This is a genomic window from Burkholderia cenocepacia (genome assembly GCF_900446215.1).
GTDB classification, from domain to species: Bacteria; Pseudomonadota; Gammaproteobacteria; order Burkholderiales; family Burkholderiaceae; genus Burkholderia; species Burkholderia cenocepacia.
In genome coordinates, this window is sequence record NZ_UAQZ01000013.1 from 745,009 (window position 1) to 758,385 (window position 13,377).

The following is a 13,377-nucleotide window of genomic DNA, read 5'->3' on the forward strand; positions in this document are numbered from 1 at the left end:
ATCCGCTCTCAGCGCGACGACGGACGCGAATCCGCGAGCGGCATCGCGACGCCGGCCGCCGCGGGCGTGCGGCGCCGGCGCAGCATGTCGCGCGTGATCCGCACGTGCTGCTCGGCGAACGCCTGCGTGGTCAGGTCGCGCTCGCGCAGGCACGCGGCGGCCGCCCGCGCGCAGTCGAGCGCCGCCACCGGATCGGCGACGAAGCGATCGGCGGCCTGACGCATCGCCTGCGCGTCGAACGCCGGCACGTAGGCGGCCGTATCGTGCGGGAAGTAGTCGCTCAGGCCGCCCACGTCGGACACGATCATCGGCTTGCCGACGGCTGCCGCCTCGAGCATCACCGTGATGCCGGACGCGTGGAAATTCGGCCGCAGCGGCACGACGATCACGTCGGCCCACGCGTACAGTTCATGCTGCTTCGCGAGCCCCGACGCGGGGCCGATCTTCACGTTCGGCGCATGCCATTCGCGCGGCACGCGGCGGCGCGTCGCGAGCCGCACGTCGTAGCGCGCGTCGCCGCCGAACGCGGCGAGGAACGTGCGCCAGTCGCGGTCGCGGTCGTTACCGATCGCCGCGATCCGCAATGGCCGGTTCGGCGTCCATTGCTGCGGCTCGACCGGCGGGAAATCCTGCGTGTTCAGCCCGTAGTAGACGAACTCGGCGTCGCGTCCGAGATAGCGGCGGCACAGGTCGGCGTTGTCGCGGGCGAGCGTGGTCAGCGCGTCGGCGCGCGCGATCAGCTTGCGGTACAGCCAGCGGCGCGGGCCGCCGAAGCTGCCCCACTTGTCGAACAGCCACACGCTCTGCGCGAGCAGCAGCGGGCGCTTGCCCTGCTCACCGGCGAGCTTCAGGATCAACGCGGCAGCCAGATGCTCCTGCTCGGTATGCGTCCAGATCACGTCGGTATCGAGCAACGCCGCGCGATTGCGCCACGCATGCACGACGTCGAAGCCGAGCGCCGCCTTCAGCGCGCGGCGCGCGACGCTCACGACGCGGTTTTCGGCGCCGTCCTGCGAATAGGTCAGCCGGAATTCGTCGGATTCGGCGTGGTGATAGCCGTACAGGCAGCCGATGTCGTCGCCTTTCCGGTAGGTACGCGGATCGGCGCCGTGGAACAGATGGACGTGGACTTTCGTTGCAGCCTTCGTGGTCATGCGAGCCCTCCGGAGGGGGCCGCGCGCGGTGCGCGCGGGCCGTTCAAGACGTCACCGGCGGCATCGCCGCACGGTGGGGGGCGAGATTCGTGCGGCGCGCATCGCGCGCGCCGCGGCGCACCGCGCGCCAGTGCGCGAGCACACGCTCGCGCCGGGCGCCAGGCAGCGACAGCAGCACGTGCGCGAAGCCGGGATAGACGCGCGTACCGACCAGCGTCCACCACCACCACGCGATCTCGCGCCGCAGCGGCGGCAAATGCTCGCGCAGGATCAGATGCAGGTTGTACGCGCCGTTGCTGATCGCGTTCAGCGACGCGGCATCGCGCCGGTCGTCGTCGAAGCGCTCGGCCGGGAAGTGATCGACCGCGATCGACGGGTCGTAGACGAGCTTCCAGCCTTCGCGCTGCACGTGCATGCTGAAGCCCATGTCGTTGTGCACCTGCGCGCCGGCGCCGCGCAGCCGCGTGTCGAAGCGCAGCCGCTCGATCGCCGCGCGCCGGTAGCTCATGTTCGCGCCCTTGAGCATGTCGACTTCGCGCGCGCCGCCGACGCCGAGGTGATGATTGCCGACGATCTTGCCGGACAGCGTGAGCTGGCCGACGAGCTCTCTCGATTCGTCGAGCACGCGGCCTTTCTCGTGCACCCAGTCGCGTCCGCCGACCGCGCCCACGCGCGGATCGGACAGGAACGCGGCTTCGATGCGCGCGAGCCAGTCGGGACGCGGCGCCGCATCGTCGTCGGTGATCGCAACGATGTCGCCGTTCGCCGAGTCGAGCCCCTTGTTCAGCGCGGCGACCTGCCCCGGCACGTCAACCGGCACGAGGCGCAGCGGCAGCGCGCCGCCGACCGCCGGATCGGCGAGCCGTTCGTGCGTCGCGTCGTCCTCCGGGCGCGCGACGACGATCACCTCGTCGGGCAGCCGCTGCTGCCGCTGCAGCGCCAACAGGCAGCGCGCGAGGTCGGCGGGACGCCGATAGGTCGGAACGAGCACGGAAATTTTCATTCGAGGTTCTCCAGTCGGCCGGGCCGGCGCGCGTAGCGCCGGCCCGGTTTCGCGCGACCCGGTCACGCGCTCAGGTATTCGTGCACGGCCGCATAGCCGCGGCCGTAGCCGCGCGCCTTCGGCGGCACGCCATTGAAGATCCCGCCTTCCAGATCGACGCCCGCGGTGCGCAGGCGCTTGATCGCATCGGCGATCTCGCCTTCGGTATGCATGCCCGAGCGCAGCACGAGGAAGGTCGAACCGGCCATGCGGCCGATGATGGTCGCGTCGGTCACCGCCAGCACCGGCGGCGAATCGATCAGCACGACGTCGTAGCGCTTGCCGAGCCCTTCGAGGTATTGCGGCAGGCGCGTCGACATCAGCAGCTCCGACGGGTTCGGCGGACGCGTGCCGGCCGAGATGAACGACAGGCCCTGCACCGGCGTCTCGCGCACGGCATCCTCGAGCGCCGATTGATCGCTCAGCAGCTCCGACAGGCCCGGCTGCACGGTGAGGCCGAAGTAGCGGTCGAGCATCCCGCGCCGCATGTCGGCGTCGATCAGCAGCACGCGCTTGCCCGAATGCGCGAGCAGCACCGCGAGGTTGACCGTCAGGAAGCTCTTGCCGATGCCCGGCGTCGGGCCGGTCAGCACGATCACGCGGTTCTTCGCGTCCATCATCGCGAACTGCATCGCGGTGCGCAGGCTGCGCATGCTTTCGACGCTCAGGTCCTTCGGCCGCAGGCTCGCGAGAATCGGCCGCGCACGGCTGCCGCCCTTCTCCGCCGCCGCGTCGAGCTTCACCTGCTCGGCGCTTTGCGGCACCAGCCCGTACAGCGGCAGGTTGAACGCGCGCTCGATGCGGTCCGGATCCTCGATGCCCTGGAACAGGTTGCGACGCAGGAACACGACGCCGGTGCCAAGGATCAGCCCGAGGAACACGGCGGCCGACAGGATCAGCACCTTCTTCGGCTTGACCGGCGCGCCCGGACGCAGCGCCGAATCGATCAGGTGGATGTTGCCGCCCGTGCCGGCCTTCTGCACCGACAGTTCCTGCACGCGGTTCAGCAGCAGCACGTAGATGTCCTCGGCGACCTTCGCGTCGCGCTGGAGCTGGACGGCCTTCACCTCGGTCGCCGGCAGGCTGCGGAAGCGGTTGCTGAACTTGTCCTTTTCGCCCTGCAGCTCCGCGAGCTGCTGCTTCGCGGCGATCACCATCGGGTGCGAATCGGTGAAGCGCTGCGCGAGCGACGCGAGCTGCAGGCGCTGCGCGGCGATCTGCTGCTCGTACTGCACGCTGCCTTCGAGGTAGACCTTCGCCTCGTCGCTCGCGTTGATCGAGCCCGACGTGCGCTGGTATTGCGTGAGCGCGGCCTCCGCGCGTTCGAGGTCGGCCTTCAGGCGCGGCTCCTCGCCCTTCAGGAAGTCGAGCATCTTGGTCGCTTCGGCCTGCTTCGCGACCACGTGCTGGTTCAGGTACGACTGCGCGAGCGCGTTCGCGATCGCGGCGGTCTGGTCCGGGTCCTTGCCTTCGAGCGAGATCTGCACGACGCCGGTCTGCTTGCCCTGCTCGCTCACCTGGATACCGGCCTGGAACCCGCTGATCGCGTCGAGATCGTTGTAGCGAACCACCGTGAATTGCGTGCCGGGGCGCGCGACGAGCTTCTGCACGAGCAGCGTCACGCCGCCGCCCTGCGCCGATTCGCCGACGCGGCCCGCCAGCAGCCGCGTGCCGTTCTCGTCGACCAGCGAATAGGTGCCGTTCGGGCCGGCCGTCAGCGTCAGCTTCTTGCCTTCGAGCGCCGGCACGACGTTGATCGTGTCGATGTCGGCGACTTCGCCGCCCCACGCATACGATTTCAGGCCGAGCCACGGCCGCGACGGCGTGCCCGGCGTCGCGAGGCGCGCGGCGAGGCTGCCGATCACCGGCAGCGTCTTCGGCGCGACCGTGAAGTTCAGCTTGAACTGGTCGACGACCGGCGCGACGACGCCGCGGCTCTTGATGATCTCGATTTCCGCGTCGGTCGGCGCCTGCTGCGGGCCGCTGTTGATCGACGCGCCCGTCTGCGTCTGCGTGAGCGCCTGCGACGTGTTGTCGTTGCCCTCGACCCGCACGTGCACGTCCGCCTGGTAGACCGGCTTCGCGATGAAGCAGTAGAGGCCGGCGAGCGCGACGACCGTCACCGCGATGCCGAGCAGCAGCCAGATGTCGTCCATGATGACCTGGAGCAACTGGCCGAGGACGACGTCCTCTTCCTCGGTCTTCGCGGTCAGGTCCGCGTAGGAGTGTTTCGCTTGCGTGTTCACCATTCGTTCCCGCTTGAGTGGTGCCGGGGGGCGGACGCCACCCCGGCGGGCTATCAGCGCGTGATTTGCCGCATGTAGAAGATCGTCTGGATCGTCGGCAGCACCTGCTGCAGCACGCGGTTGAACTGCACCGAGCTGGCCGTGCTGACGTAGACGACGTCGAGCGGTTGAAGCGGGAAGCGACTCGACAGCATCAGCGCGTCGGGCTGCGTCATGTCGAGACGGAACACTTCAGGCTTCGTCGGGTTGTCGCGCATCCCGCGCATCACGTAGATCTTGCGCGGGTTCGCATCGGTGTCGAGAATCCCGCCGCCCGCGGTCAGCGCATCGGCGATGGTCAGCCGGCCCTTGAGCATCGGCACCGTGACCGGCGTCTTGACCTCGCCCATGATGAACACGCGGCTGTCGCTGCGGTCCGGCACGTTGACGATGTCGCCCGGCTGCAGCATCACGTTCTGCTTCACTTCGCCGCGATCGAGCACGCCGTTCGCGTCGAGCGTGTACAGCTTGCCGTCGCGCGTCAGGCGCACGCGCTGGAGGTCGGCCTCGGCGGTCGAACCGCCCGAGCGCGAGATCGCGTCGACGAGCGTGAGCGGCACGTCGCTCACCGCGAGCGGGCCCGGCTGCTTGACCTCGCCCGTCACCTGCACCTTCTGGCTGCGGAACGACAGCACGCGCACGTCGAGCTGCGGATTCTTCACGTAGCGCGCGAGGCTGGACGCCATCTCGTCGCGGATCTGCGCGACCGTCTTGCCCGCCACGCGGATGCGGCCGACGAACGGGAAGAAGATCGTGCCGTCGGCGGCGACCGTCTGGCCGTACGGATCGGCCTGGCCCGGCAGCGCGGTCGTATACGGCTGCTGCAGCGCGCCCGCGACCGATTGCGTCGTGTTGCCGCCGCTCGAGAACGACTGGCCCTGCGGCGTCGTCAGCTCCGGGTGATCCCACACGGTGACGCCGAGGATGTCCTGCGGGCCGACGCGATACGTGTACTGCGACGGATCGGTGTAACGTCCCGGCGGCAGCGGGTGATCGACCTGCGCTTTCTGCAGCTGGTCCATCACCACTTTGGCGTCGATGTAATGAACCGGATAGGTTTCGGCCGCTTCCTGCCGGCCTTCGTCCTTCAGGTTCGACGAGTCGAGGTAGTTGCCGGGCGCGGTTGCACAGGCTGACAGGAAAGTCGTCAGCGCGACGGCAAGCGCCACCGGGCGCATCGGGCGTTTCAGCATAGTTTCTGTAGCCATCCTTGAACCAGACGTTCGATCAGTGAGTAGCTCTCGCGGTAGTCGGCCTCCGGGCCGCCGTGCGGGTCCGCAATTTCGGCCCCTTCCCACTTGCCGAGCAGGTGAACCTTGCCGCGCGCGAACGGATCGACCGCTTCGACGGCCGCGATCTGTCGGCGCTCGCTGACGAGAATCAGGTCGGCGTCGCGCACGATCCGGCGCGACAGCCGCCGCGAGCGGTGGGTCGTCGCATCGACGCCGCGCTCGGCCAGCAGTTGCCGCATCACCGGATCGATGCCGTCGCCGTCGTTCGCGTGCACGCCGGCCGAGTGGAACGTCGGACGCGGGCCGCCGCGCGACGCGGCGTGCGACTTGAACAGCATTTCCGCCGCCGGGCTGCGGCAGACGTTCGCGTGGCAGACGATCAGGATGTTCCGGAACATGGCGTCTCGTAACGAGTGACGGAAAACGGGTTACGCGCTGGCGCGCGCGGCGCCCGGCACGCGGGCGGCGACCGCCTGGCGCGAGCCCGGCCGCCCGATCGGGTGATACTCGATGCCCTGCTCGCTCATCGTCTCCGGCTCGTACAGGTTGCGGCCGTCGAAGATCACCGGCGTCTTCCACAGGCGGCCGAGCGCGACGAAGTCGGGGCTCTTGAACGCCTTCCATTCGGTGACGATCACGAGCGCGTCGGCGTCGCGCGCGGCCTGCGCCTCGTCGTCGACGAAGGTGAGGCGTTCGAGCCAGCTCGGGTGATCGGCCAGATCGAGCGCGATCACGCGGCGCGCTTCCTGCTGCGCGACCGGGTCGTACGCGGCGACGCGCGCGCCGCGCGACAGCAGCTCGGCGATCAGCTCGCGGCTCGGCGCCTCGCGCATGTCGTCGGTGTTCGGCTTGAACGCGAGGCCCCACAGCGCGAACGTGCGGCCGCTCAGGTCCTCGCCGAAGCGCGCGACGATCTTGTCGGCGAGCACGCGCTTTTGCGTCGCGTTGACCGACGACACAGCTTTCAGGATCTGCAGCGACTGGCCGTGCTCGTCGGCCGTGCGGATCAGCGCCTCGACGTCCTTCGGGAAGCACGAGCCGCCGTAGCCGCAGCCGGCGTACAGGAAGTGGTAGCCGATGCGCGGATCGGAGCCGATCCCGCGGCGCACGGCCTCGATGTCCGCGCCGAAACGGTCGGCGAGGTTCGCCAGCTCGTTCATGAACGAGATGCGCGTCGCGAGCATCGCATTCGCCGCGTACTTCGTGAACTCGGCCGAGCGCACGTCCATGTACAGCGTGCGCTCGTGATTGCGGTTGAACGGCGCGTAGAGCTTCTTCATCAGCTCGCGGGCGCGCTCGCCCGGCACGTCGTCGTCGCAGCCGATCACGATGCGGTCCGGCCGCGTGAAATCGTCGACGGCCGCGCCTTCCTTCAGGAATTCCGGATTCGACACGACCGAGAACATCTGGTCGCCGCCGCGCTTCGCGAGCTCCTCGGCGACCGCCGCGCGCACGCGCTCGGCCGTGCCGACCGGCACCGTCGACTTGTCGACGATCACCTTGAAGCCGGTCATGTAGCGGCCGATGTTGCGCGCCGCCGCGAGCACGTACTGCAGGTCGGCCGAACCGTCCTCGTCGGGCGGCGTGCCGACCGCGATGAACTGCACGTCGCCGTGCGCAACCGCGGCCTCGATGTCGGTCGAGAAGCGCAGGCGGCCGGCCGAACGGTTGCGCGCGATGACTTCCTTCAGGCCCGGCTCGTGGATCGGCACGCCGCCGTCGTTCAGGATGTCGATCTTCGCCTGGTCGACGTCGAGACAGAACACGTCGTGCCCGATGTCGGCGAGACAGGCGCCGGTGACAAGCCCTACGTAACCGCTGCCGATGATAGTCAGATTCATGATGTGTCGGACCCCTTGACCAATGATTCGAAATTCGTAAAACCGGAATGCCTGCGTGACGCAGCGCGTCGGTGTCAGTACGCGTTGCTGCCGGTGAACCCTTTCCACAGCGTCAGCACGACGATCTTGATGTCGAGCCAGAACGACCAGTTCTGCATGTAGTACAGGTCGAGCTTCACGCGGCCCATCATCTTCTCGATCTGGTCGGTTTCGCCGCGAAAGCCGTTGATCTGCGCCCACCCGGTGATGCCGGGCTTGATCCGGTAGCGGAACATGTAGCCCTTGACCAGATCCTTGTAGATGTCGTCGTGCGCGAGCGCATGCGGGCGCGGCCCCACCACCGACATCTCGCCCTTCAGCACGTTGATGAACTGCGGCAGCTCGTCGAGGCTCGTGCGGCGCAGGAACCGGCCGACCGGCGTCACGCGCGAGTCGTTCTTGGTTGCCTGCGTGACCTGCCCGGCCACTTCCTGATGCACCTTCATCGAGCGAAACTTGTAGATCTCGAACTCGTGCCCGTCGATGCCCTTGCGCTTCTGCCGAAAGAACACCGGCCCGCGCGAGGTCAGCTTGATCAGCGCCGCGATCAGCACCATCACCGGCGCGAGCGCCGTGAGCGCCGCCAGCGCGAACAGCCGGTCGAACACGAACTTCGGCAGGATCCGCACGTCGGTGATCGGCGACGCCGCGAGGTTGATCGCCGGCACGCCGAGCACCTCGACCACTTCCTGGTTGAAGAACGACAGCGTGCGCACGTCCGGAATGAAGCGGATGTTCACGAAGTCGTGGCGGAACACCGTCACGATCTGGTGAATCCGGCGCTCCTCCGTGATCGGCAGCGTGAGCCACAGCTCGCTGATCGCGCGGCTGCGCACCAGCCACACCAGCGATTCGAACTGCCGCTCGATGCGCACGTCGTCGAGCGCGACTTCGCCCGGCGCCTCGCTTTCGTCGTACACGCACACCGGGTTGAAGCCGGCCTCCGGCCGCGCCCGCATCTGCGCGATCAGCCGCCGCGCCGCCGACGATCGCGACCGCCTTCAGGTTGTAGCCGCCGCGGCGCAACTGCCGCAGCACGACGTGCACGCAGGCCTTCGAGCCGGCGAGCAGCGCCATCGTCACCAGCGCCCAGTAACCCAGCCACAGCCGCGACAGGTCGCCCGACTGGTGAAAGCTGAAGCTCATCAGGATGCCCGCGAGCTCGACCGCGAGCCACGCGAACGCGACGCGCCCCATCAGCCCGACGAGACGCTTGCCGCGCCACGACTGGTAGATGCCGACGGCCGGAAAGAACACGACGACCAGCAGGCAGTCGAACAGCACCGTCGTGCGCTGCAGGTCGCTGAGCCCGATGCTGCCGTCGTGCAACGCGGCCGCGATCAGCGCGCCCGTCACCACCATCGCGATATCGATGACTCTCGCCAGCACGCTCAACATGTCCGTTTCCTCTTCTTTGAACAGGCGTTTGCCGAACAGCTCCTCGTGCGACCCGTGCCGCACCTTCGATTCAAACGTTGCATGACGCTATTGAAGCGACAAGAAAATTCCCCCTCAAGCGCACAAGTATTTCGAAAAATAATCGGAAATTCTTGCCGCGATCTTTTTTAATTAAATCGGCAGGTTTTCCCGAATCGGGCGGAAACAGGGATTTTTTCAGAGTCGTTACGCTTGCCGTGCACCCTTTGCGGGCGGGCACGTCCGGCCGGCGACCGGAATTATTTTTTATTTTTTTATTTCCAGCCGATGCCATCGAGGAAAATTCTTCCGGATGAATGCGTGGCGGATATTCGGCATTGGGTCCGGTTTTATTGTCGATTTACTTCATGCTACAACGACAGGCACTGACTTCAACCGTGGAGAGTGTCATCATGAATGCTCCGGCAGTGGCCGCCGAAACGCGCCATTCTTCTTCCGCCGCAACCGCCGTCGGCACGCCCGCCGTCGGTATGCGTCTCGCCGTGCAGCCCGTGATTCTTGCCGGCGGTTCCGGCACGCGCCTGTGGCCGATGTCGCGCGAGCGTTTCCCGAAACAGCTGATCGGCCTGCTCGGCGATCATTCACTGCTGCAGTCGACCGCGCTGCGCCTCGACGGCCTGACGGCCGATCACCCGCTGAACGACGACGTGCTGATCGTATGCGGCGAGGATCATCGCTTCACGACCGCCGAACAGCTGCGCCTGACGGCCAAGCGCGCGACCATCATGCTCGAGCCGCTCGGCCGCGACACCGCGCCCGCGCTGACGCTCGCCGCGCTGCGGCTTGTCGCCGACGGCAACGATGCGGTGATGACCGTGATGCCGGCCGACCATGCGGTCGCCGACCTGCCGCGCTTTCACGCGGCCGTCGCGGCCGGCGTGCACTGCGCCGCGCAAGGCAAGATCGCGACGATGGGCATCGTGCCCAAGCACGCGGAGACCGGCTACGGCTACATCCGCGTCGGCGCGCCGCTCGGCGACGCCGGGACCGGCACCCTCGACGTGCGCCGCCTCGACCGTTTCGTCGAGAAGCCGCACCTCGAACTCGCGCAGCAGTACGTCGCGTCGGGCGAATACTGGTGGAACAGCGGCATCTTCATCGTGCGCGCGTCGGTCTGGCTGAAGGCGATCCGGCAGCTGGAACCCGCGATCTACGCAGCCTGCGAACAGGCCGTCGCCCAGGGCCGGGACGATGGCGATTTCTTCCGCGTCGATCGCGACGCGTTCGCTGCGTCGCCGTCGAACTCGATCGACTATGCGGTGATGGAACCGCTCGCGAGCCAGCCGCAACTGTGCGAGAGCGTGGTCGTGCCGCTCGACGCGGGCTGGTCGGACGTCGGTTCGTGGGACGCGATCTGGCAGATCTCGGCGAAGGACGAGACCGGCAACGTCGGCCGCGGCCACGTGCTGTTCGAAGGCGCCGAATCGACGTTCGCGCATTCGGAAAGCCGCCTCGTCGCGTGCGTCGGCACGCAGAACCTGGTCGTCGTCGAAACGCCCGACGCCGTGCTCGTCGCGGACAAATCGCGCGTGCAGGACGTGAAGAAGATCGTCGGGCACATCAAGGCGCGACAAGGCACCGAAGCGACCGATCACCGCAAGGTCCATCGTCCGTGGGGCCACTACGACTCGGTCGACACCGGCGAGCGCTTCCAGGTGAAACGCATCGTCGTGAAGCCGGGCGCGCAACTGTCGCTGCAGATGCACCACCACCGCGCCGAACACTGGATCGTCGTGCGCGGCACCGCGCGCATCACGCGCGGCGACGAAACGTTCCTGCTGTCCGAAAACGAATCGACGTACATTCCGCTCGGCGTATCGCACCGCCTGGAGAACCCGGGCAAGATGCCGCTCGAACTGATCGAAGTGCAGTCGGGTGCGTATCTCGGCGAGGACGACATCGTCCGCTTCGACGATACCTACGGCCGGCAGTAACGCGCCATGCACCCACGGGCGCCGCTTCGACGGCGGCGCCCGGGCAATACGGACATGATGGAAAAACCGGACGGGCGCGCGGCGCGGGCATCGTGGCACACGACGGCCCGCGCGTCGCGCGGGGACGACGATCAACCGACGCGATACGCGTATTCGCGACGCTCCGACTGCACGGGATCGTTGCGGCTTTCCGACAACGCACCTGCGCGACGCTCGGCGATGAAGCGCTTGATGTCCGATTCCGCACGCGCCAGCGCCGACAAACCGGCCAGCACTTCGCCTTGCGGCTCGCGCGCCGGCGCGTCGCTCGCACCGTGGCGATCGATCCACTGACGCGCCCAGTCGAGCGCATACTGCTCGGCTTCCTCGGCATCGGTGAAGCGCGGGCCGATCAGGCCCGAGCGTTCGACGCGCCGGTCGTCCTGCGAGATCTCGGCCCACGCGCGATACATCAGGTTCTGCACGGGCTGCGCGGTGCCGCTGATCGTATAGCCGCGATACTCGTCGATCTGCGGCTCGGCCGACGAGAAGCTCGCGGACGACGCCCGCGCATGGCGCAGTTCCGTGGCCGGCGCGCCGGGCACCGAGAACGACACGTCGGCGCGGCCGTCCACCTGGTCGGCCGACATCGTGCTCAACGACGCACCCTCGCCCTCCCAAACGTTTGCCTGCGCAACTGGCAATTGCCACGACTCGGGGTTTTGCCAGAACACGCCACGCAGACGATCGTTGTCGGGCACCGGCTCCGCGCGGCGAGCCGGCACGACGGCCTCCGGCGGCGGCGGAATATACGCGAACGTGCGCCCGCTGAACTGGGTCAGCACGTCGATCATCTGCAGCAGCGTGCCGTTCGCGAGCCACTCCTCGTAGCGACGACGGCACGTCGGCCCGGACGGATAGCGACCGGGCAGCTTGGACCAGGCTTCCCCGGTCGTCAGGATCCACAGCACCGCGTTGGCGACGACACGCGGTTCGGCGCGTGGACGCCCGCGACGGTTCAGCCGGATGGGTTCATCGGCGATCAGCGCTGAAAGGCGAAACCACTCTTCATCGTTAAGCTCATCGAAGAACATAGTCGATCTCTCCACGCAGCCAGGCCGGGGCTGCGATTGGCGGCGCCGTCGCGACACATCGCGTCGCGGGGCGGCCAGGTTGCACATTATGGTTATCCGGCGTTGTGCATACCGGGCGACACCGCACTTTCACGGTGCCGCGATTCCCGGCAATGGCGCACAAATCGCGGTCTCACTCCAATGTGGGAATTTTTGTGCACGAAGCATACCATCCCTAGGGTTTATCTCAATATGACAATGACTTAATGTTACGCACTGAAACAACCTGCCATGGGCGGGCAATCCATTTACGCTTGAATTTTTTTGCGAGATCTTTATGCAGATGGCTGCAAAGGCCCGTCCGGCGGGGCTCCGCAGCGTCTGAAGAATGCGCTGAAACAGGCGGTTTCGGGCTGCTCCGACCCCTGCCGGCAACACCGCCCGGAATAGCCTTCGAAAATCGGTAAATCAGGGGAAAATTCGTAACAAGATATTCATGAATCGGTAAATCATTCAAATTGCGCTGAATCAAATTATCTTCATGCACAATCTCTTTATTGTTTCTCTGCGAGTGATGAAAACACGCTGACGCCGCGCGCCCAATGTGTCCCCGCATGCAAATCCGTCACGCTTGTTACATCTTCGCGGCGAGCGCCGCACGGCCGCGCCGGACGGCGCGGGGCGCGGGTTTCTTCGGGTCGGAACGGAAAAGCGCAAGCCCGCGTGCGTGGCACGCAGCGCGGGGAGGCCGTGGCGCTAGCGCAGATCGCCGGCCAGCGACGCGGTCACGTCCGCGTCCACCCGCTGCGGCGGCATCGTGTAGGCCGGGTGATCGCAGCCTATCGACAGCGCCGCGCCGCCCTTGAGCGCCGCGCGCATCGGCGCATCGAACTCGAAGCGCACGAAGTGCACGGCCGACGTCTTCTCCGCGTTGTCGCGCTCGAGATCCTCGTCCGCGATCGCGTAGACGCTCGCGTGCCCGTCGACCCGCAGGTACACGCGATCCTCCACGCCGATCAGCCGCGCGAGCGCCGCGCGCCGTTCGATTTCATGCTCGTACTCGATCTGCATCGTCGCCTTCAGGTTGGTGCCGTCGGGCACCAGCGGCAGATACGCGTCGAGCTCCCCTTCGATGCCGGCCTCGTCGAAGATCTTCTCGATGTGCAGCATCTCCTGGATCTGATAGCGGATCGTCGTCTCGTCCTCGAACAGGAAACGCAGGTGGTTGCCGAGCGCCACCGCGCGGCGGCGCTTGTACGCGACGAGCCGCGCGTGTTCGGCCTTGCGGATCTTCGCGTACGCTTCGAGCGTCAGCAGGGAGTCGCGGGTCAGCGTCATGGATGTCCTCGTGGATGGCCGGC

9 protein-coding genes and 1 pseudogene are annotated in these 13,377 nt (G+C 67.2%); 1 reads left to right on the plus strand and 9 read right to left on the minus strand.

Features of this window, described 5'->3' with window-relative positions; all coding sequences use genetic code 11:
* Window positions 1–8: 8 nt before the first annotated feature.
* The 7 genes and pseudogenes from DTA15_RS26020 to DTA15_RS26050 all read right to left on the minus strand — a co-directional run bounded on the left by DTA15_RS26020 (window position 9) and on the right by DTA15_RS26050 (window position 8,991).
* Window positions 9–1,154: a glycosyltransferase family 4 protein gene (locus DTA15_RS26020; RefSeq protein ID WP_006492002.1), complete on the minus strand. Its 1,146-nt coding sequence runs from the start codon at window positions 1,152–1,154 to the stop codon at window positions 9–11.
* A 43-nt stretch (window positions 1,155–1,197) separates the two neighbouring features.
* A complete protein-coding gene (locus tag DTA15_RS26025) occupies window positions 1,198–2,157 on the minus strand; it encodes a glycosyltransferase family 2 protein (protein WP_006482934.1) in 960 nt (319 codons plus the stop codon).
* Between the two features lie 62 nt (window positions 2,158–2,219).
* Complete coding sequence (locus DTA15_RS26030; RefSeq protein WP_006482932.1) at window positions 2,220–4,445, minus strand: polysaccharide biosynthesis tyrosine autokinase; 2,226 nt, start codon at window positions 4,443–4,445, stop codon at window positions 2,220–2,222.
* A gap of 50 nt (window positions 4,446–4,495) precedes the next feature.
* The gene (locus DTA15_RS26035; protein ID WP_006482941.1) at window positions 4,496–5,674 is read right to left on the minus strand and encodes a polysaccharide biosynthesis/export family protein; all 1,179 of its coding nucleotides are present in this window, start codon (window positions 5,672–5,674) and stop codon (window positions 4,496–4,498) included.
* Entirely contained in the window at window positions 5,668–6,111 is a 444-nt protein-coding gene (locus DTA15_RS26040; protein WP_006482944.1) for a low molecular weight protein-tyrosine-phosphatase, read from the minus strand. The genes DTA15_RS26035 and DTA15_RS26040 overlap by 7 nt, the downstream gene beginning before the upstream one ends.
* A 30-nt stretch (window positions 6,112–6,141) precedes the next feature.
* Window positions 6,142–7,554 (minus strand): UDP-glucose dehydrogenase family protein, encoded by a 1,413-nt coding sequence (locus DTA15_RS26045; protein ID WP_006497289.1) that lies wholly within the window; start codon window positions 7,552–7,554, stop codon window positions 6,142–6,144.
* Between the two features lie 74 nt (window positions 7,555–7,628).
* Window positions 7,629–8,991: pseudogene (locus DTA15_RS26050) on the minus strand (undecaprenyl-phosphate glucose phosphotransferase).
* Between the two features lie 431 nt (window positions 8,992–9,422).
* Here DTA15_RS26050 and DTA15_RS26055 point away from each other — a divergent pair.
* Entirely contained in the window at window positions 9,423–10,964 is a 1,542-nt protein-coding gene (locus DTA15_RS26055) for a mannose-1-phosphate guanylyltransferase/mannose-6-phosphate isomerase (RefSeq protein ID WP_012493179.1), read from the plus strand.
* A gap of 131 nt (window positions 10,965–11,095) precedes the next feature.
* Here DTA15_RS26055 and DTA15_RS26060 read toward each other — a convergent pair whose 3' ends face one another.
* Together DTA15_RS26060 and DTA15_RS26065 are read right to left on the minus strand one after the other, a co-directional pair.
* Window positions 11,096–12,037, minus strand: coding sequence for a DUF6566 family protein (locus tag DTA15_RS26060; RefSeq protein ID WP_006482942.1), 942 nt, complete (start codon window positions 12,035–12,037; stop codon window positions 11,096–11,098).
* A 735-nt stretch (window positions 12,038–12,772) separates the two neighbouring features.
* Window positions 12,773–13,354: a DUF3501 family protein gene (locus tag DTA15_RS26065; protein WP_006482947.1), complete on the minus strand. Its 582-nt coding sequence runs from the start codon at window positions 13,352–13,354 to the stop codon at window positions 12,773–12,775.
* Window positions 13,355–13,377 lie beyond the last annotated feature (23 nt).